General features: G+C 62.4%; 17 protein-coding genes. 7 read left to right on the top strand and 10 right to left on the bottom strand.

Features of this window, described 5'->3' with window-relative positions; all coding sequences use genetic code 11:
* Positions 1-71 precede the first annotated feature (71 nt).
* Both ACQY7R_RS18775 and aroB read left to right on the top strand, forming a co-directional pair.
* On the top strand, positions 72-296 hold the full coding sequence (locus ACQY7R_RS18775; protein ID WP_428307100.1) for a hypothetical protein: 225 nt from the start codon (positions 72-74) through the stop codon (positions 294-296).
* Positions 297-362: 66 nt separating this feature from the next.
* Positions 363-1,454, top strand: coding sequence for a 3-dehydroquinate synthase (aroB, locus tag ACQY7R_RS18770; protein WP_428307099.1), 1,092 nt, complete (start codon positions 363-365; stop codon positions 1,452-1,454).
* Between the two features lie 406 nt (positions 1,455-1,860).
* On the opposite strand, the gene ACQY7R_RS18765 is transcribed toward aroB, so the two are convergent.
* The 6 genes from ACQY7R_RS18765 to ACQY7R_RS18740 form a co-directional block, all read right to left on the bottom strand.
* A complete protein-coding gene (locus tag ACQY7R_RS18765; protein ID WP_428307098.1) occupies positions 1,861-3,234 on the bottom strand; it encodes a beta-1,3-glucanase family protein in 1,374 nt (457 codons plus the stop codon).
* A gap of 235 nt (positions 3,235-3,469) precedes the next feature.
* Positions 3,470-4,120, bottom strand: coding sequence for a lamin tail domain-containing protein (locus ACQY7R_RS18760; protein WP_428307097.1), 651 nt, complete (start codon positions 4,118-4,120; stop codon positions 3,470-3,472).
* A gap of 411 nt (positions 4,121-4,531) precedes the next feature.
* Positions 4,532-6,865, bottom strand: a complete 2,334-nt coding sequence (locus tag ACQY7R_RS18755) for a carbohydrate-binding domain-containing protein (RefSeq protein ID WP_428307096.1) — start codon at positions 6,863-6,865, stop codon at positions 4,532-4,534.
* A 303-nt stretch (positions 6,866-7,168) separates the two neighbouring features.
* Positions 7,169-7,957: an SDR family NAD(P)-dependent oxidoreductase gene (locus ACQY7R_RS18750; protein WP_428307095.1), complete on the bottom strand. Its 789-nt coding sequence runs from the start codon at positions 7,955-7,957 to the stop codon at positions 7,169-7,171.
* An 89-nt stretch (positions 7,958-8,046) separates the two neighbouring features.
* Complete coding sequence (locus ACQY7R_RS18745; protein ID WP_428307094.1) at positions 8,047-9,195, bottom strand: RtcB family protein; 1,149 nt, start codon at positions 9,193-9,195, stop codon at positions 8,047-8,049.
* Positions 9,192-9,644, bottom strand: a complete 453-nt coding sequence (locus ACQY7R_RS18740) for a hypothetical protein (protein WP_428307093.1) — start codon at positions 9,642-9,644, stop codon at positions 9,192-9,194. Before ACQY7R_RS18740 ends, ACQY7R_RS18745 begins: the two co-directional genes overlap by 4 nt.
* Positions 9,645-10,091: 447 nt before the next feature.
* Here ACQY7R_RS18740 and ACQY7R_RS18735 point away from each other — a divergent pair, with 447 nt between their 5' ends.
* The 5 genes from ACQY7R_RS18735 (at position 10,092) to ACQY7R_RS18715 (ending at position 14,789) form a co-directional block, all read left to right on the top strand.
* Complete coding sequence (locus ACQY7R_RS18735; protein WP_428307092.1) at positions 10,092-10,571, top strand: MarR family winged helix-turn-helix transcriptional regulator; 480 nt, start codon at positions 10,092-10,094, stop codon at positions 10,569-10,571.
* Between the two features lie 199 nt (positions 10,572-10,770).
* Positions 10,771-11,469 (top strand): pirin family protein, encoded by a 699-nt coding sequence (locus ACQY7R_RS18730; RefSeq protein ID WP_428307091.1) that lies wholly within the window; start codon positions 10,771-10,773, stop codon positions 11,467-11,469.
* A 117-nt stretch (positions 11,470-11,586) separates the two neighbouring features.
* Entirely contained in the window at positions 11,587-12,024 is a 438-nt protein-coding gene (locus ACQY7R_RS18725; protein ID WP_428307090.1) for a DoxX family protein, read from the top strand.
* Positions 12,025-12,171: 147 nt separating this feature from the next.
* Positions 12,172-12,843: a hydrolase gene (locus ACQY7R_RS18720; protein ID WP_428307089.1), complete on the top strand. Its 672-nt coding sequence runs from the start codon at positions 12,172-12,174 to the stop codon at positions 12,841-12,843.
* Positions 12,844-13,001: 158 nt separating this feature from the next.
* The gene (locus ACQY7R_RS18715) at positions 13,002-14,789 is read left to right on the top strand and encodes an amidohydrolase (protein WP_428307088.1); all 1,788 of its coding nucleotides are present in this window, start codon (positions 13,002-13,004) and stop codon (positions 14,787-14,789) included.
* Here ACQY7R_RS18715 and ACQY7R_RS18710 read toward each other — a convergent pair.
* The 4 genes from ACQY7R_RS18710 to ACQY7R_RS18695 form a co-directional block, all read right to left on the bottom strand.
* A complete protein-coding gene (locus ACQY7R_RS18710) occupies positions 14,786-16,048 on the bottom strand; it encodes a tetratricopeptide repeat protein (protein WP_428307087.1) in 1,263 nt (420 codons plus the stop codon). The two genes, ACQY7R_RS18715 and ACQY7R_RS18710, sit on opposite strands and share 4 nt — an antisense overlap.
* Complete coding sequence (locus ACQY7R_RS18705; protein WP_428307086.1) at positions 16,045-17,349, bottom strand: tetratricopeptide repeat protein; 1,305 nt, start codon at positions 17,347-17,349, stop codon at positions 16,045-16,047. The genes ACQY7R_RS18710 and ACQY7R_RS18705 overlap by 4 nt, the downstream gene beginning before the upstream one ends.
* Before the next feature lie 59 nt (positions 17,350-17,408).
* A complete protein-coding gene (locus tag ACQY7R_RS18700; protein ID WP_428307085.1) occupies positions 17,409-18,761 on the bottom strand; it encodes an AAA family ATPase in 1,353 nt (450 codons plus the stop codon).
* A 239-nt stretch (positions 18,762-19,000) separates the two neighbouring features.
* A complete protein-coding gene (locus tag ACQY7R_RS18695; protein WP_428307084.1) occupies positions 19,001-20,260 on the bottom strand; it encodes an efflux RND transporter periplasmic adaptor subunit in 1,260 nt (419 codons plus the stop codon).
* Between the last annotated feature and the right edge of the window lie 107 nt (positions 20,261-20,367).

The following is a 20,367-nucleotide window of genomic DNA, read 5'->3' as shown; positions in this document are numbered from 1 at the left end:
CACCGCGGCCCCTAGTATACTGGCTTCCCTCGTGCGGTCTTTACCCTCGTCTTCCACGGCGTTGCGTTACCATGCCCGATACGTTTGATCCCTACCGCGAAGCCCTCGTGCTCGAAACGGAAACCGTCTGGCCCGAGGAATACCTCGCCTGGCCCGCCGTCGATCGCGCCGCCTTCGCCGAACGGCTCCACGCCACTGCCGCCGATGCGGCCCACCTCGAATACGTCCGCAGCCACACCGGCTTCTGCCGGCGGATCGTCGTGACGCCGTGGGACATCGAGCGGATTTCATCTTGAGCTAATGCGGCGCCTGCGGAGCGAATGCGCCCGCCGCCGTTGATCGACAACATTTGAGGACTCGCTGTGCCCGGGAAGATTGAAACGGTTCGCGTCGCGTTGGCCGAACGAAGCTACGACATCGAAATCGGCAGCGGCACGCTCGCCTCGCTTCCCGAGTTCCTCCGCGCTCGCACCGACTCCGATCATGCCGTCGTCATCACCGACGGCAATGTCGAAGGCCTCTACGCCGACGCCGCCAGCGATCTGCTCGTCGGCGACGGTTGGGAAGTCGATCTCTTCGCCGTCGATCCGGGCGAGACGAGCAAGTCGGTCGAAGTGGTCGAAGAGCTCTGGAACGTGATGCTCGACGAAGGCGCCGATCGCAAGTCGATCGTCGTCGCCATCGGCGGCGGCGTCGTCGGCGACCTAGCCGGCTTCGCAGCCGCGTCGTTCGCCCGCGGCCTCGAGTTCTTTCAAGTCCCCACGACGCTCCTCGCGCAGGTCGACAGTTCCGTCGGCGGCAAGGTCGGCATCAATCTGCCGGGCGCCAAGAACATGGTCGGCGCCTTCTGGCAGCCGCGCGGCGTCCTCTGCGACGTCGACGCCATGCAGTCGCTGCCCGATCGCGAGTATCGCGCCGGCCTCGCCGAGGTCGTGAAGTACGGCGTCATCCTCGACGCCGACTTTTTCGCCTACCTCGAAGCCAACATCGAAGCAATCAACGTCCGCGACGCCGAGGTCCTCACGCACATCGTCCAGCGCTGCTGCCGCCTGAAGGCTGACGTCGTCGAGCAAGACGAACGCGAACTCACCGGCCTGCGGGCCTCGCTCAACTATGGTCACACCTTCGGCCACGCCTTCGAAGCAATTGGCGAATACGAAGAACTCCTCCACGGCGAAGCCGTGGCCGCCGGCATGCGCTGCGCGATGCAGCTCGCCGTCCGCCTCGGCCGCGTCGACGCGGCGACCTACGCCCGCCAAGAGACGCTACTCACGGCGCTCAACCTCCTCGTCGATCCTTTGGAAGCCGACGGCCAAGACCTGCTGCGGCTGATGTACCGCGACAAAAAAACTGCCGCTGGCAAGCTGCGGTTCATCCTCCCCAGCCGCATCGGCCACGTCGAACTCGTGAGCGACGTTGCGGAGAGCGACATCCTGGCCTCGCTAGAAGTCTAACGCCGCAATCGTAGGGCGGCGTGCTCGCACCCACCTCTCACGCTAGCCCCAGCCTAGCTAGGTCGGGGCTGCGAGCGAGCCCGTGCTACAAATTCAAAGCAAGTGGCCAAAAATCGCCAATGGTCCGCAGTCACGCGATCCAGTAGGTTCAAGTCAGTCCGCTCTTTGACAACGAACCATAGATCGCCGGCAGCCGCCCGTGGGTAGCCCTGGTTGGCGTACTCGCCTACCAGGGCGGCACAGCCGCAAGAGGCCGTCGTCGCGACATGTCGAAGCGAACTGTCGCCTCAAATGCGACATGAACACGACGGGACTCGCCGCAAACGCATCAGTCGCAACAAGTTAAGAAGACGCCTTAGTGTCGCCAAAAATCGCTCTCGCGATGCGACATGGCACGACACGACATTTAGATCGCTCCGCCGCCGCGTCGCGCGCGTTGCCGAACAGCCACCACTGCCGCGCCGATCACCGCCAACAATCCCGTCGTCGGTTCGGGCAACTCCGGATCGTTAGGATTCCCCGCCCCGACGCCCGTCTCGCGCTGGAAAACCAATTCCAGCGTATCAACCTCCGCCGGGTTCAGCGGCGCGAACACATGCGAAAAACGATCGGTATACGCAAAGTTATAAGCATCGGAGATCGTGCTCATCTTCGCTGCCCACTGATTGTAGAACGGCTGGTTCGGCTGCAGTGCGGCGAACCGCTGGCTCAGCCCGAACCACTGTTGGCTCTCCATCTGCCCGACCGGTTGGCTGTTTACTTCGACCGTGCTGCCGACGGCGCCGATGTTCAGGCCGGCGAACAAGTCGGCGATCACCCAACCGAACAGGTCGTTCTGCGGCGTCATCGGGGCGCCGTCGAGTTTGAAGTTCGGATTGGCCCCGTAGATTGCGGCCGGGTTGTCCAGATCTTGATGACTGAACGTGAGCGTGTGACTGCCGACGGCCGAACCGTTGCCGGTGAGCGTGATGTTCTGCTGAGCGTCGATCGTCGCGGTGAAGTCGTAGTCTTGCGCTTGGTGCGGCGCGGGGCCGCCGCCGGTTCCGTTGAAGTGGCCTTTGATGCGAGCGACTGTGCCGCCGTGACTTTGGCCGTACGTATGGAGATAGTTGAGGTAGCCGTCAAAATTGTCGTACGGCGAAGCAGGCAGCCCTGGTGGCGGGGGATAGACGCTGGGCCCGATGACGCGGACGAACTTGTTCGCCCCGTCGCGCACCACCGCAGCGGCGTGTGGATTGGCGATCGTTTCCATCGCCGCGAGCGTCGCGTTCGTCGGTGCGGCATGCAGCGACTTCACCAGCGTTCCGCCGATGCCCCCTTTGTAGGCGTTCAGGCCCACCGGAATGCTGAAGTAATCGAACGAAGTGGTGTTCGCCACGTCGGCCGGGTTGCCGTGGTAGGTAATCTCGACCTTGTCGTACCGTTTGAGATAGTTCGGATCGACCGAGGCCACCGGCGACGGCTCGTAACCCGCATGGGTGAAATTCCACGGCGTGCCGTAGCCGACGTAGATTCGTCCGCTGAACGAGGTGAGATCGACCCCCTGTGGCAGGGTGTTGAGCGTGTACCAATGCTCGCTGCCGAACTCGCTCTTGGCGAGCGGGGCGTTGGTCGCTTTGTTCGTCGCAGTGAGCGGCTCGCCGCCGACGAAGCCGATGTACACCTGATCGTCCGGCAGGCCCGAGGTGTTCTTGAACCGCACATTCAGCGGAGCGGCATCAGCGGCCGCGACCAACGAGAGAGCAGCGCAGACGAACAGCGACGGCAGACGGCAAAGCATACATTTCTCCAGGCGTGCAACTTCAGCGATGCGCAACAGCGCCTCGCGCCTGGCAGCGTGCGGGCCGCCAATTGATGGGCAGGTCCGCTAGTATGATTGCCGAAACGGGCCGCGTCCAACCGCCCGGCCGGAATGCACCGAAGAAAGAGGATGTCTCACGCAAAGGCGCGAAGGCGCAAAGAAGAAAAAGTCTTCCCTTTGCGCCTCTGCGCCTTTGCGTGAGATCTGTTTAAGTCTACCGAACGCGGCGACGAACCACGCCGAAGCCCAGCAGAGCGCTAACCAGCACGGCAGCGCTCGCCGGTTCCGGGACGAGAGTGAACTTCCCCGGGTTCCCGATGCCGCCGTTCACTGAAGTGACCGAGCCATACGAATCGCCCGCCACTGAGAGCTTCCACAGCGTCGAGTTATGGGCGCCCACCGCGGCCAGCGTCAGCGGGTTCGCGCTCGCGTTGTTCGTCCGCGGGCTGCCGAGCGTTTGGTCGTCGTAGGTCAGCCAGTCGATGCGAACGTTCGAGCTATCGTAGAGGTTGATCTCGTCGGCGCGTCCCAGGTTCTGCGTGTTCTCGCCGACGACCTTCACCGTTGGCGCGAGGTTCCACTCCGTCCGGAAAGCTGCGGCCGTGAGATCGGTGAGGATAACGGATTCGCCGGGAGCGACGATGCCGAAGCCGCTCAAGCTCAGCGAGCCGGCCACCCCCGTGTTGTCGTCGAAGCTCCAACCCGTCATGTCGACGGCGGCTGCGCCGAGGTTGGTGAACTCAACGAACTCGCCGCCGCCACCTTGGTAGGCCCACTCCGTGATCGAAATCGCCGCCGAGGCGCGAACGGCGCCGAAAGCCAAGAGGCACGCAGTCGCGAACGCGAGAGCCAGAGGATGCTTCATAGATGCCTGCTACTTTCTTCTCTGTTGAAACTCTGAGTGGCGCTGTCCTTCGCGGAGGAGTCGACTCGACATGAACGAATCGCGGCGGTCTAGAACCTGCCGTCGGCGAACGGTCGCGCGGTGGATTAGGTCGCCGTCACGGGCGTGACGAGGTCCCTGGAGTATAAAATGCCTCCCGTGCAATTGCCATCGTGCGACACGCCTGCGTCACTGCCGCCACGGGAGCCCTAATCGCTCCTCGCGGCGACCTGCGGCATGCTCGCCGCCGCCGATCGCAGCGTTTTCAGGCAAATAGCCGCTAGAATTAAGGTTCCCGCAGTCGATTAAATGTGTCTCTGCGTGCCAGATGCTGGCATCGAAATGAACGTAAGACTCAACAGCTTTTGAGAAGCTGCGGAGCTCAAAGGGCTTTCAAAACGTTTGTGTATTGACCGTGCTGCTCGCCGACGTGGTGAACGTTTTCTTCAGCGTCGCACCGGCCGGCGACCACGCCCCGCCGGTGAGCAGCCCCCAAGTCGTCAGCCCGCCGACATAGCTACCGCCGGTGTACGTGCCGCCAAAGTAGACGGAGTACGAAGTGCTCTTCGTCAACGCAGCGGTCGAGACATGGAAATAGGAGGCGTTGTACTTCGGCTTGTAAGTGAGGATAACGTTGCCCGCACTATCCTGGATGTGGAGCAGCGAAGTGGAAGCGAGCGCCGTGCTCGACTTGAGGAAGAAGTTCACTTGAGTTGAGCTGGTGCTGGCGGCCTTGGTCATGCTCGAGTTCGAACCGCCGCTGATGAGCGTGCCGCCATTGATGAGGAACGTGCCGTTGTAGTCGATCCCTTCTTCGACGCCGGTCGCGGGCCCATCGATGATTGTGATCCCGCCGGTGATGGTGATGTTGCCGTTCGAGTCGATCGCGTCGGAGCCAGTCACGATAACGATGCCGCCGGAGATGTTGAGCTGGCTGCCGTCGTTCGATTCCGTGCCGCCGCTGACGGTGCCGTAAGTGGCGTTGATGCCGTCGTTCGAGGCGACGATGCTGGTCACGCCGCCGGTGAAGTTGATGATCGGCGCTTCGACCCCTTCGCCGACGCCGCTCGTCGCCGAGATGGCGTTGACGACGTTCGTCCCGCCGCTGATGGTGATCGACGTATCGGAATGAATGCCGTCGTCGGTCGAGTTGAGCGTCGTCGTTCCGTTAGCGATGATGATCGCTCCGGCGGCGACGATCGTCTTCGGATGGTTGTAGTCCGAACCCGACTGCAGGAAGCGGGCGCCAGTGGTGGTGATGTTCAGCGTCGGGCTGCCGGTGGCGCTGCCGATGGTGATCGTGCCGTCGGACTTCAGCCCCTTGCCGCCAGTGCCCGAGCTGGTCGTGGTGACGGTTCCGCCAGTGATGGTGATCGCCACGTCGGCCGAGAACGCGGCGGCCGCGTACGAATCGGTCACGCCCGAAGCGTTCTTGTAGGTCGCCCCGTTGCCGGCGAGCGTCACGGTGATCGTACCGCCGGTGACGTTGATCGCATTGTCGGCCGACAGGCCGCGAGCGCCGGTGGCGGCGGCCGTCCCCGTCACCGCGATGCTGGCCGTGCCGCTCACGTTGATGCTGCCGTCGGCCTTCACGCCGCTTGGGTACGACGGATCGAAGCCGCTGCCACTCGCGGTCAGCACCGTCGCGCCGGAGAGATTGATCGTGGTCGTACCGCCGCTGAACGTCACGTTGCCGTCGGCGTCGATGCCGCGACCTGCTGCGCCGTTGTTCGTCACGCCGATCGTGCCGGCGGTGATCGTCACGTCGGTGCCGGCTTTCAGCCCCTTGCCGGTCGCCGTCGCCGTGATGCTGCCGCCCGAAACAGTGATGGAAGTCTCCGCTTCGATGCCGTCGCCGGCTGCGGTGATCGTGATGTTCCCGCCCGAGATGGTCACAAAACCTTTGGTCGCATCTTCGTCGTTGCTCGACTTGAGCCCGTCGCTACCTGCGTTCACCGTGATCGTACCGCCGCTGACAGCGAGCGAATCGCGTCCCTTGATCGCGTGCTTTACCGCCGTGACGGCAATCGTGCCGCTTGAGATGGCGAGGTCGTCCTGGCTGGCGATGCCGTCGTGGTACTTGGCCGTGACGGTCAGCGAACCAGTGCCGTCGATGGCGAGGTCGGCACGGCTGAAGATCGCCGCGTCGGGGTCGTCGGTCCCCGCGCTCGCGTAGGTGGCGCCGTCGGTTACCGAGTTTTGCGTCCCGGCGGCGAGCGTCATCGTCACGTCGTCGGCGTTGGCGACGTAGATGCCCGGCCCGTCGGCGTTCGTGATGTTGGCGCCCGCCAGGATAAGCGTCACGTCGTCCTCATCGCCCGCATTGACGACCAGCTGCCCGTCGGTCAGCGAGCCGATGATTTTGTAGTTGCCTGCGGCGGTGATCGTCACCGTCGAGCCGCTCACCGTCGCCCCGGCGCCGTCAACGGTCGCCGTCGTTCCTTGCAGCGTGATGGTGGTGACCGCCGCGACCGCGCCGAAATCAGCCTGCCAAGCGGTGAGATCGGTCGCCGTGTAAGTCGTGGCGTAGCCCCGCTGCCAAGCGAGAAAGTCGCTGCCGTCGACGAGGCCATCTAAGTTGAAGTCGCCCGCCGAGAGCGTCAGCACGCGACGGCCTTCCAGGCACTCGAACCGCAGGCCGCGACCCCGCACCGGCGTCACCTGTCGGCGGGCCGATTGCCCAAAAAGCTTGCGGATGCGGTTGGTCCAGCTCAAGTCACTTCTCACGGCGTCCCCCAATCCCAGCAGTATCCCGGCGATGTACGGCCGCGAAGGGGAGCCAAGTCACCAGGCTCGACTGCCGCCTCCGCTGTCATCGCTGGAATCTAAGGACCGAATGGACGCCCGCGACCGCACGCAGAAAATCGCAGATCGAAGAAGAATTTCGGATTTTCGAGCAACTCGCGAGCGGAGAGAAGTCTCACGCAAAGGCGCGAAGGCGCAAAGAGCCGATCCATCCCCGCCTTGCCTTTGCGCCTCTGCGCCTTTGCGTGAGATCCTTCTTCGCACAAGGGAAAGAAGAAGGAAGGCTCAGGCGATATGGCGCACGAGTCCGCCGTCAATGCGAATCGCCGCCCCGTTGATCGCACTCGCCAGCGGACTGGCGACGAACGCCACCGCAGCGCCGATTTCCTCCGGCCGAATGAACCGACCAATCAGCGAGTTGGGCCGATTCTCGGCAATGAACCGCTGCTCCGCCTCCTCGGGCGTGGCGTCGGGGAAGACGTCGCCGATGAACTTCTTCACGCTGTCGGTGAGCGTCGAACCTGGCAGGACAGTGTTCACCGTGACGGCGGTTCCCTTCGTCAGCTCGGCGAGGCTCCGCGAGATCGACAGCTGCATCGTTTTCGTCGCGCTGTAGTGGGCCATCTCGGGCGCCGGCGTGAGCCCCGACTCGCTGGAGATAAAGATGATCCGCCCGCGGCCCCGCGCGAGCATCTGCCGCAGGTAATGTCGGCTCAGCCGCACGCCGCTCATGATATTCACCTCGAAGAGCCGCTGCCACGCTTCGTCGGTCTCGTCGAAGAAGCCGACCGCTTCGTAGACGCCGAGGTTGTTCACGAGAATGTCGACCTCCGCCACGGCGGCAATCGTCGCGTCGCACCCCGCGGCCGTGCCATTGTCAGCAGCAAGCGGCACGAGGTTCGCCGCCGGATGCTCCCGACGAATCGCCTCGATCGCCTGCGCGACGCTCGCCTCGCTACGGCCATTCACAAAGACGCGAGCCCCCTCGGCAGCGAGCGCGACGGCAATCGCCTGACCGATGCCGCCGGTGGACGCGGTGACGAGGGCTGTTTGGGAAGCGAGGTTGAGGTTCATGGCTCTGCTCGGGCGAAGTGACTTGGGAGTGAAGCTGCGCCCGCATTATTCCATGATCCAATACTGCAGGCGAGATAGTCCTGCCGTCCCTAAACTCCCTTGTAGGTGAGCAGCGGCTGCAGCGTTCGCGCGATCTTCGTTAACTCTCGCTGTGCCTGCATCACTTGGCGGATGTCCTTGTACGCCGCGGGGGCTTCTTCACGGAGTGATTTCGCGCGGCGGTGGTCAAACCACAGTCGGCCGACTTGGCGGCGAAGGTCGGCGCCGTTGAACTTGCGGCTGGCTTCAGTGCGGCTGAGGCGGCGGCCGGCGCCGTGGGAGCAGGAGGCGAGGGCGAGCGTGCAGCCGCGACCGGTGGTGTGATAGCTCGGCGCACCCATCGAGCCGGGAATGACGCCCGGTTCGTCGACGGCGGCGGATTGAGCGCCCTTGCGATGGACCCAGTACTCGCTGGCGCCGCCGCTCAGTTGCGCGTGGCGTTCGCGCTGCACGTGATTGTGATCGCTATGGATGAGCGTCGACCAATCGGCTTCCACGGCGAAGTACCGCCGCATGATGCCGGAGAGAGCTTCAAGTATCGCGAGCCGATTGGCGGCGGCATAGCGACGGGCCCACCCGGCGTCGGCGAGATACGCTTCGCCGGCGGCCATATTGGAGTCGAGGTAGCCGAGACCGCAGTCCGATGGCGTGGCACGCTCTTGATGCCACAGTGCGATTGCTTGGCCGACGGCGCGCGAGCCGCTGTGGAGCATCGCCCACAGTTGTCCTTCCTCGTCGGCCTGCAGTTCCAGGAAGTGATTGCCGCGGCCAAGCGTGCCGAGCTGGTAGCGGCCGTCGCGAGCGGCAATCCTCTTGAGGCGATCGTCGCTAAGGTGCAACTCGTCGACGTTCTGCGGCAAGGCTCGCCCCTTGGCGTGCTTGTTCGCCGGGACATGCTCGTAGAGCTGCGACAGCAGGCGAGCGGCGGCGTGTTCGTTGTCGATGATCGCCGCCTCGGAGTTGAACGCAAGGGCCGCCATGCCGCAGCCGATATCGCTGCCGACGGCGGCTGGATAGATCAGCTCGCGCGTGGCGACGACGGCCCCCACGCACACCTCCTTAGCGAGGTGCACGTCGGGCATGATCGCGACGGCTGCGACGTCGTCGCTAGAGCGGAGGCGATCGATCGAGAGGGCGACTTGCCGGTCGACTGGTTCGCTGAGCCAGGCGTTGATCGGAGGCAACGTGGGTTCGCTCATTGGACGCCTCCCTGCGCGGGCGAGGCGAGGTCATCGTCGTGCGGTCCGATGATCACGAAGCTAAGGTTGGGCGCTTTGCGGCGCGTGATTGCGGCAGCCACGGCTGCACGGAGTAAGCCCGTCACCGCGGCGAGTTTTTGTTCTACCCCGACGCGATCGAACGGGACGTCACGCCCGGTGGCGACGAGCGTCACCAGCATTCGTGATGCATCGGGCGCGGGTACGACCGATGCTACGCGCAGCGCGTTGATCGCTGCGTCGCCCAGTTCGCCGGCGAGGATCTGGGCGATCGTCTCGGCCACTTGGCGGCAAAGCTGCTGGGCCTTGCGGTCTGGCTTGTCGCGGTGAGAACGGAGTTTGAAAAATTCACGGGGATCGACGCCGTCGTCTTCATGGATGGCGTCGCAGTGCGCAAGCATTTGCTCGCGCGTACGCTTGTCGAGCGACATGGAAACTCTCTCGCTGGGAGGAAGAATGGCGGCGCAACGTGAGCGCAGCCGACTGATCGATGCGAATCAGCGATGAGCGAGAGCCTGGCCCCGCGAGGCCAGCGGGCGTCGAGAAGGACGCGAGAGGCTTAGCGGAGCGACAGGCTCAGGAGGGCAATTGTGGTAATGAGCGTACGCATGATGAGCTCCTTATGCCGAGGGAAGTTGCCAGTCCGATAGCTCCCAGGACAGCCGCCCCGTCCCAAAGGTTCGCTCTGAATGTGGTAGCCGCGGCTCAACGAGCCGCCGGAGCACCCCGCAAAGTCGGCTGAACTCCCGCGATTGCCCGGCGCCAGCTCCGCCTTTCACGGATTTCCAACAATTCCCTTGACCGCCATATATTTCATATGTAAGATAATGTCATGGCGATTAAATCGCCGATAACTACTTCACGCGGAGATATTTCCCATGTCGGGCGGCTCGCTGCAAGCTGATTTAAAGAAGCGGGAGCCGTTCGCGTCGGGGGAGCAAGAGGCGATGATTGGGCTGTGGCGCGTCAGCGACTGGTCGATGAATCGGTTCGGGGCGCTCTTTCGCGAGTTTGAGCTGACCTCGTCGCAGTACAACGTCCTGCGGATCCTCCGCGGGGCGGGGGAGCCGTTGCCGGTGCAGGAGATTTCCTCGCGAATGATCCAGCCCGTGCCGGCGATGACGGGGCTCGTCGATCGGCTCGAAAAGGCGTTGCTCGTCGAGCGGCGGCGGATCGCGGAGGATCGCCGGGTGATTCACGTAGCGATCACGAAGAAGGGCGAAGCGGTGCTGAAGAAACTCGACAAGCCGGTGGTGGAGTTGCACGAGCGGATTATGGCATCGCTCACGAAGAGTGAAGTCAAGCAACTCGCGGGGCTGATGGAAAAGCTGGCGGGAAAAATTCGCGGGTGTGAGTGAGTAGCGTTTTTTTGCCACAATATCTTACATGTAAGATATTTTGGCGATGGGGCGGTCAGTTGTCAGTGGTCCGTTGTCAGTTGCTGGAAGAGAGGGGCGTCCATCCTTCTTCGCAACTGACAACGGACAACGGACCACTGACAGCGTCATGAAGAGTCGTTGTCAATTCAGAACAGGTCCAAAGAAAGGAAGGCTCAAAATGATTCGCGTACGCAAGAGCAACGAACGGGGCGGGGGTGACCATGGCTGGTTAAAGACCAAGCACACGTTTTCGTTCGGGCAGTACTACGATCCGCAGCAGATGGGTTTCCGCTCGCTGCGGGTGATGAACGAAGACTTCATCGCGCCGGGCCGGGGCTTTGGCACCCATCCGCACGACAACATGGAGATCATCACCTATGTACTCGACGGCGAGCTGGCCCATCGCGACAGCATGGGCAACGGCTCGACGCTGACGCCCGGTCGGTTCCAGCGGATGAGCGCCGGCACCGGCGTGACGCATAGCGAGTACAACGCTTCGCAAGAACGGCAGGTCCACCTCTATCAGATCTGGATCATGCCCAACGTGAAGAATGTGAAGCCGAGCTACGAGGAACTCGACGTGCCGCGGGAAGAGAAGCTGAATCGGCTGCGGCTGGTCGCTTCGCCCGACGGACGCGACGAGTCGCTGACGATCCACCAAGACGCGGCGATCTACCTCGGCGACTTGGAAGCCGGCAAGGAAACGTCGTTGCCGCTCGGCTCGGGTCGGCACGCCTGGGTGCAGGTGCTGCGGGGCGGCGCGACGGTGAACGGCGAACCGCTCACCGCTGGCGACGCGGCCGCAGTGAGCGAAGAGGCTGCCGTCGCGATCCACGCTGACGAAGCGGCGGAAGTGATGGTGTTTGATTTGGGTTGAGGCTTCGCGTCCGTTGTCAGTGGTCCGTAGTCAGTTGCTGTTGGGAATCAAAGTCTTTCAGCAACTGACAACTGACTACGGACAACTGACATTTTCAAATAAACAGGAGAGTCTGTCGTGAATAATCAATTGATCGGTGTGACAAGCTTGGCCGGGCGAGTGTTGCTCGTTGGCATCTTTTTCATGAGTGCGGTGGGGAACAAGATTCCCAACTTCTCGCAGATCACCGGCTACATGGCGAGCCAGGGCGTGCCGGCGCCGACGGTGTTATTGCCGGGGGCGATTGCGTTCTTGATCATCGGCTCCGTGCTGATCGCGATTGGCTATCAAGCCCGCATCGGGGCGGCGCTCTTGCTCATATTCCTGGCGGCGGCGACCTACTTCTTCCACGACTTCTGGACCTTCGACGACGCGGCCGAGCGTCAGCAGCAGACGATTCAGTTCATGAAGAACGCCTCGATGATGGGGGCGATGCTCTTCATCATCGCGAACGGGGCGGGGGCTTGGAGCCTTGATGATCGCCGCGCCGTCGTCGGCGATGCGACGACCGTCTAGCCAAGCATTGCGGTTTACCGATCCTTCGACGACGAAACGTCGGGAGGCAAGGCCCCGTCTGGATTTGCAAACTAGGCGATCGCTTCCTACCTCACTATCAACGACTCACTCACCTAAACACTTACTCACCAATTTTTGGAGATCACCATGGCCAACATCCTTCCCAACACCGACGCGGGGCTCATCACCGCCGACAACAGCGTGCTCGTCTTCATCGATCACCAGCCGCAAATGCTGTTCGGCGTGGCGAACAACATCGATCGCCAGCAGCTCATCAACAACGTCCTGCTGCTCGCTCGCGGGGCGAAAGAGTTCAACGTGCCGACGATTCTCACTACCGTTGAAACTGAATCGTTTAGCGGCGAGATGTGGCCCCAGTTGCTCGACGTGTTTCCCGACCAAACGCCGATCGAGCGGACCGGCATGAACTCGTGGGACACGCAGGCGTTCCGCGACGCGATCAAAAAGACCGGCAAGAAGAACATCATTCTCTCGGGGTTGTGGACCGAAGTTTGCATCACTTGGCCGACGCTCAATATGCTGGCCGAGGGGTACAACATTTACGTGGTCGAAGACGCGTGCGGCGCCACGTCGCAGGCGGCTCATGACGCGGCCCTTTCGCGGATGGTGCAAGCGGGCGCCGTGCGGATGACGACGATCGCCACGGTGCTCGAGTTCCAACGCGATTGGGCGAACCGCGATCACTACAACGCCCTGATGAGCCTGTTCCGCGAATTTGGCGGGGCGTATGGCGTGGGGATTGAGTACGCCTACACGATGGTGCACAAGGCGCCAGCGGCGCGGAAGGTGACGAAGTAGCGTTCGAAATGCAAATGCTTCACTGCGAATCACGCGGGTCTCACGAATAGAAGAATGTGCTTCAATCACTTCTTCTTATCCGCGTCAATTCGTGTGATTCGCGGTAAAAAACTTAATCGCTGGTCGTTAAGACGAGCTTCGCATTGAGGGGACAAATCATGACGCCAGAAGTTGTGCTCTATCGCGGCAAGATCACCACGCTCGATCCCACGCGTCCGGAAGTGACGGCGGCGGCAATCAGCGGTGGACGCATCGTCGCCACGGGGACCGATGACGAGATCCTGGCGCTCGCCGGCGAGGCGACGCAGCGGATCGACCTCAATCATCGCCGCGTGATTCCAGGCCTCAACGACTCGCACCTCCACGTGATCCGCGCGGGCCTCTACTTCAATCTCGAACTCCGCTGGGACGGCGTGCCGAGTTTGTCGCAGGCCCTTGCCCAACTAAAGGCACAAGCGGAACGGACTCCGCCGCCGCAGTGGGTCCGCGTCATCGGCGGGTGGAACGAATTTCAGTTCGCCGAAGGGCGGATGCCGACGCTCGAAGAGATCAACAAAGCCGCGCCCGACACGCCGGTATTCGTATTGCACCTCTACGACTCGGCAATGCTCAACCGCGCGGCGATTCGGGCGCTCGGGTTCGACCGCAACACGCCGAACCCGCCCGGCGGCATGATCGCCCGCGATGCGAGCGGCAACCCGACGGGGCTGCTCATCGCCGAGCCGAACGCCCTCATCCTCTACTCGACAATCGCGATGGCGCCGAAGCTCTCGCGGGAGGATCAGCTCAATTCAACGCGGCACTACATGCGAGAGCTGAACCGGTTCGGCGTCACCAGCGTCGCCGACGCCGGCGGCGGGTGGCAGAATTATCCCGACGACTACGCGGTGATTCGCCAACTCGACGAAGCGGGCCAAATGACGCTGCGAGTGGCGTATAGCCTGTTCGCCCAGAAGGGGGGCGAAGAACTCGCCGACTACACGCGGTGGCTCGGTATGACGCGGCCGGGCGAGGGGAGCGAGACGCTCCGTGTGAACGGCGCCGGCGAGAATCTGGTGTGGAGCGCCGCCGACTTCGAAAACTTCCTGCAGCCGCGGCCTGACTTGAAGCCGGTGATGGAGAGCGAACTCGAAGCGGTTGTCGGCAAGCTTGCCGCGGCCAAGTGGCCGTGGCGGATCCACGCGACTTACGACGAAACGATCGGCCGTTTCCTCGACGTATTCGAACGCGTCCACCGCGACTCGCCGATCGATCAGCTTGGTTGGTTCATCGATCACGCCGAGACCGTCTCGGAGCGCAATCTCGAGCGGATCGCAGCGCTCGGCGGCGGCATCGCGATTCAGCACCGCATGGCGTACCAGGGCGAGTATTTTATTCGCCGCTACGGCGTCGAGGCCGCGAAGCGGCGCCCGCCGTTGCGGAAGATGCTGGCGATGGGGCTGCCCGTCGGCGCCGGCACCGACGGTACGCGGGTGGCGAGTTATCATCCATGGACCTGCCTCTGGTGGCTTGTCACGTCGAAGACCGTCGGCGGCACGGTGCTGCACGACGAAGCCGATCGCCTCTCTCGCGAAGAGGCGCTCCGGCTCTATACCGCCGGCAGTGCGTGGTTCAGCCGCGAGGCTGACGTGAAGGGGACGCTCGCCGTTGGTTCGTACGCCGACCTCGCCGTGTTGAGCGACGACTACTTCCGCGTCGAGCCCGATGAGATTCGCGGGCTCGAAAGCGTGCTGACATTGCTTGGCGGCAAGGTGGTCTACGGCTCCGCGGAGTTCACGTCGCTCTGCCCGGAACTGCCGCCGGTGAGTCCCGACTGGTCGCCCGTCGCTCGGCCGGAAACGCGCGGCTACGACAACTCGGCGCCCGCGCCGCCGCAGCACGCGCACACCCCGATCATGGCCGCCGACGGCCGCGTCTGGGAAACCGGCTGCGGCTGCAGCTACTAGCGGCGGGCGTTGGAAAGTTGCAAAACACTGACGATCAACGGATTGAACATCACCCCGAGCATAAAAACCTGGAAGAGGCCTGGCGCCCATCGCTCGTGAGTCGACGCGCCAAACACGCAGATGGCGCCGACAATCGCCATTACCAACGTAAGCGCCATCGTAGATTGTCGCGGCCAGCCATGCTGGCAATTGAAGATCGAAGTTAAAGGTAGCGCTGTTCCCAGCGACACGAAGGCCCCAACTAGAAATACAGGGTGGTCGCAGACTATCAAACCGACGGCGCAGGCGGCGCTTAATGCGAGACAAAGGGCGAACCAGTTAGAGGCGATGCGTTGATCTCTCGAAAGTGCATGCCGACCAAAGCGGTTGAATCGTAAGAGTAGGTTAAATAGTGGCGTAGCGAACCAAGTGAGCAAAACGAAAACGACGTATAGGATGATGACCGGCAGTATCCAGAGAGCGATCGCGGGATAAGTTTCGGAAAGCGAACCAAGCATTCGCGCGCCAATGAAGCCTCCCAAGAGGATTCCCATCTGGACTTTGCCGTCGAGTCGCGCCATCCAGAGAAAGTAGCCGAGAACGAGACGATAAATCGGATTGCGAGCCTTCAGCGCCTCGACCATGCCATGCCGGGCGTACTCATTCGTCGGATCGAGCCGCAACGCCTCGCGAAACTGATCGAGCGCCGGACGCGGTTTTCCTTCGTGCAGTAGCGCCCACGCTTTGTTCGCATGGGCGTACGAATCGTCGGGATCGCGGGCGAGCGATTCGTCGACCGCCGCAATCGCCTCACGCTGCCGCCCCAGCTTCGTGAGCGCCATCGTGCGGAGATTCATGCAGTCGGCATGCTCGCCGTTGTACTTCAACCCTTCATGGGCCGCATCGAGCGTCGCCTGCCATTTGTTCTGGCTGTACAGCGTGATCGCCAGCCGCGCATAGTTGTCGGGGCTCGCCGGATCAAGCCGCACCGCCTCGCGAGCCGCCTCCTCCGCCTCGGCATACCGCCGCCGCTCTTGCAGCACGGCCGACCGGCAATAGTGGGCATGATCCCAATCAGGCGCCAGTGTAATCGCCTGATTCACCTCCGCCTCAGCTTCCGGCAACCGCTCCTGCCGGGCGAGGCAGAGCCCGAGCAGCGCATGCGCCTGCGGATCGTGCGGTTGTTCGGCGAGCGCGCGCCGCAGCTCCGTCTCGGCGTCGGCGTAGCGCGAGATCTGGAAGAGGTGGGCGGCGCGGGTGAGGGAGTGGTTGGTAGTCAACGCGATGCATCTATGTAAAGGGAACTGCGACGGAAACGCCAGGAAACAATTCGATCGGCGATCGTATCGCAGAATAACGTAATCAAGAAGAAAACGACGAGTAGCGCCACGCCGATGAACGATCCTTGGAAATTAGTCAGCACGGCGCTATAGCATCCCAAAGCCATCAGAAGTACCAGTACTGGTAGACACAGTAACCCCATCTCGCGCCCTGTTCCGGTCTTGGCACTCGCTGCTAGGAGCGGGAATGCAGCGCCGAATTGGCATGCAATAATTCCCAGCGTCGGTTCGATGCCGATCAGTATTGCGCCCGTCAGGATACTTGCGTAGGACCATGCGGATCGGAAGAAAAGCAGTGGCGAGAGAATCATCCAACGCCACGGAATTGAAAATTCGCGCCGTAGCAGCGAGGTTCCGAGTAAGTTGGCTGCGCGATCCAGCATAATTGGGAAAACGAAAAAACTAACGGCGACAATGCAAAACCACACCCAGTAATCAACGAAGTCGCTCTTTCTTCCTGACGAGAGCCCTACTTCTCTCCCGACAAGGGCAAACGCCGCGGCTGACGTTGCGAACAGCGCCCACCGCTGCTTATGAGACCATTGCCAAATGCGGACCGTGCATACGTTGAGCCATCTCAGCGGCCAGATCATGTAGCCGTAGGCGAGGGCAATCGCCGCGCTATCGTTTGCCGTAACGGGATCGAGGCGACGGGCTTCGCGCAGTAGGTCAAGAGCTTGGCTGGCGTTGCCCGATTGGAGGTGCGAGGAACCAAGAGCGTGTTGCGCCGCTGCGTCTTCCGGATTATTGGAAATAGCAGTCTGAAAAAGGGCGTGCGCCTCCCTAAGCTGGCCTGCGCGAGCGAGAAGGTTGCCTTTCAGAAGGATCGAGGGATTGTGGAGCGGGTTGAGTTGTAGGGCATGGTCGACGGCACTTAGCGCCTCACTCGTCTTGTTCCGTGAGGCTGCGATCGCCGCCAACTGGTGAAAAAAATCGCACTGCGGTTCCAATCGGATGGCTTCCCGAACGGCATCCTCGGCCTCGCGCCAGCGGCGTCGATGTTGCAGAATGAAGCTTCGAACGTAGTGCGGGTAAGCGAAATCGGGAGCCAGTGCGATAGCACTCCTAACGGATTTTTCAGCATCTGCGAATCGCTTCAGATTGACTTGAGTCGCTGCAAGCATGGCGAATACAAGCGGCTGGCTAGGGCCGTCTCCTAGCTCTGAAACGAACTCGCTTGCAGCAAGGTCGTATCTCTTTAACTCGAAGAGGACTTTGCCTCGTTCAAAAAGCGAACCCATGAAAGGCAATCCAACTGACGGATCTCAAGTTGGTGACGGTCAGCGCTCATCCCCGTTCGTCACATTTTCAAATGCTTCAAAATATCGTCGTACACGCCCCCTTGGTTTGAATAGAGCGCGTAGTTCCGCGCCGTCGCAAACCACTCCCGCGTCGACGGTTTTACATTTCCCGCGGCGGCGACTAGGTCTTTCGTCCGTAGCGGTTCCAGCTTCCCGCTCTTCATCGCGTCGCGCAGCTTCGCCTCGACCGCCACGTCGACCACCGCTTTGAGATCGGCGCCGGAAAAGTGGTCGGTCTTCTTCGCCACCGCGTCGAAGTCGACGCCGTCGGCCGGCTTGCCGGCGAGCATCAGCTGCAAGATCGACGCCCGCGCTTCGCGATCGGGCGGCGGCACGAACAAGATGCGATCGAAACGTCCCGGCCGACGAAAGGCGTTGTCGAGATGCCACGGGGCGTTCGTTGCCGCGAGGATCAGCAGCCCTTCGTTGGAATGTTCGACGCCGTCGAGTTCCGACAGAAACTGATTAATGAGATGCCGTCCGCCGCTGTGCCGCATGTCGGCCCGGCTGGCGCCGAGCGCGTCGACCTCGTCGAAGAACAACACGCATGGCCGATTGCGACGCGCCTGTTGGAACAGCTCGTGCAAATTCTTCTCGCTGTTGCCAATCCACATGTCGAGGACGTCGCTAATGCCAATGGCGACGAACCCCGCCTTCACCTGGCCGGCCGTCGCGCGGGCGAGAAACGTCTTGCCGCAGCCAGGCGGGCCGTACATGAGGATGCCGCCGCCGACCGTCTTGCCGTACGCCTTGAACAGCTCCGGCTGCTCGAGCGGCAAGATAATCTTCATGCGGATTTCTTCTTTGACCGGCTCCATGCCGCCGACCTCATCGAACGTTACCTTCGGCCGTTCGATGTCGAACTCTGGCGAACCAGGCGGCAACTCGCCGGCGGGCTCGCGATAACGTCCCTCTTCATCGGCCGTGTCGAACGATTGCGATGCACGATCGACGCCGAGCTCCCTCGCTAGTTCCGGGTCGGCGACGTCGGGATCGATGCCGATCGCTTCACGATATTGATGGGCGGCCCGCTGCGACTCGCCGGCCCGCGCGAGCAGCTTCGCGTGCAGCAGGTAGGCCCCGGCTGGCGGGTCGCTCTGCTTGATGAGGTCTTCCACGACCACTAGCGCCGGCGAATTCTTCGACTGCTGATAGTAGGCGTTGGCAAGGCCGAGCTTCAGATCAACCTGATGCGGCACGACGCCGAGCGCCGTGCGGTACGCGGCTTCCGCTTCATCGAAGCGGCCAAGCTTTAGCAGCGACTCGGCCAAATGCTTGTGCAACGGCACGTTGTCGGGCGAGTGGCGCAACGCTTCGCGAAGCGCGTTGATGGCATCGTCGGAGGGAGGCATGGGAGGCCAGGGAGCTGATGTCGGGGAAATAGAGAGGGCAGCATCAGCTTACCTGCGGTTCGGCGTCGGGTGAATAGACCGCTGCAGCCGCGGGTCAACGACCCGCCGGAGCGGTGATGGAAAGAAATGTCGAATGGGGAGTGGGGAATGAGGTAAGAACTCAGCTAGGCGAGTCCTCACCCCATTCCCCATTCAGCATTCCACATTAAAACTCGCTCCGGCGGCTCGTTGAGCCGTGGCTACTTGTCGATCTCCACATGCAGCCCTTTCGACATCCGGTCGCCCGGGTTGGTGACGACCGACTCGGTGGCGGCGAGGCCTGAGGCGATGCCGACCTCCGAACCCATGTCACGCTCGATCTGCACATCGTGCAGTGCGATCCGATTGTCCGCCGTTACCGCGGCGACTTGCGTGCCGAGCGAGTTGAAGATGATCGCGGACGAGGGAATCAGCAGCGGCGTGTAGTCGCGTTGCAATTGCAGCTTTACTTGGGCGTACGAGCCGATGAGCAGCGCGCCGTCGTCGTTCGGCACCTGAATCTCCGTGAGCAGCGTCCGCGTGTTCGGATCGATCGCGCGAGCGGTGCGGGTCACCTTGCCGACGATGTCCTGCGTCGGTTGCTCGCGCAGCACGACTTGGGCCTTGAGATCTTTCGCCACATGGGCGGCATAGACTTGCGGTACGTTGACGAAAACTCGCACCGGGTTGGTGCTCGCTAGTCGAAACAGCGCCTGCGTTTGCGCGTTCCCGGCGGTGACGAGTTGGCCAACCTCAATAGAACGAGCGGTCACCACGCCGGCGAACGGCGCCGTCACCTTCGCGAACGATTGCAACTCAGTGACGCGCTGCAAGTTCGCTTTCGCCACTTGGATCGCTGCCTCGGCGAGTTTCACTTTTGCATTGGCGACCAAGAGGGCCGCCTCGGCGTCGTCGAGCATCTGCTGCGAGGCGGCGACGTTCTTGATCAACCGTCGATAGCGTTGGGCGTTGATCTCGGCGAGGTTCGCGTTCGCCTTCTCGCTTTCGAGCGTCGCCTCGGCGCCGACCAGCTCAGCGGCCGCTTGCATCACTTCGGCGTCGACTTCAGGCGTCGCGATCTCCGCGAGCAATTGGCCCGCTTCCACCTGGTCGCCGATGTCGACGTGCCGCCGCAGCACGTAGCCATTCGTCCGCGGGTAGAGGACCGTTTCCTGCATCGCCTGGATGTCGGCCGGCAGCAGCACGTCGGTTAGCTCTTCCGCCGCGCGCGGCAACGTGACGCGCACCCGCGGTAACGCCGATTTCGAAATGTCGACTTCCCGCGCCAGCGCCCGCTGCTGATTCGCCTTCGGCGTCCAGCCTAAGTAGAACACGCCCACCGCTAGTGCCACGGCGAGAGAGGTAATCAGCGCGAGCTTCCACCGCGCCGGTTGCGGCGCCGGCGGCATGGCGCCGACTTCGTCGTGTTCGGACGCCGCGTGCTGCGGACTCTGCTGCGTGGAATGTTCTGAATGATTCATCGCGTCACCGCTGGTAATGCTTAATAGCTGGTTCGAGTTCTGCGGGTGCCACTGGCATCTTGCCAGTGCTGAAGTGGGTACTCGGTCGCCACTTCTCACTGGCAAGA

This window comes from Lacipirellula sp. (assembly GCF_965279485.1).
In the GTDB taxonomy this organism is placed as follows: domain Bacteria; phylum Planctomycetota; class Planctomycetia; order Pirellulales; family Lacipirellulaceae; genus Lacipirellula.
The sequence above is the reverse complement of the archived record's forward strand: the minus strand, read 5'-3'. Positions and strand labels throughout refer to the sequence as shown.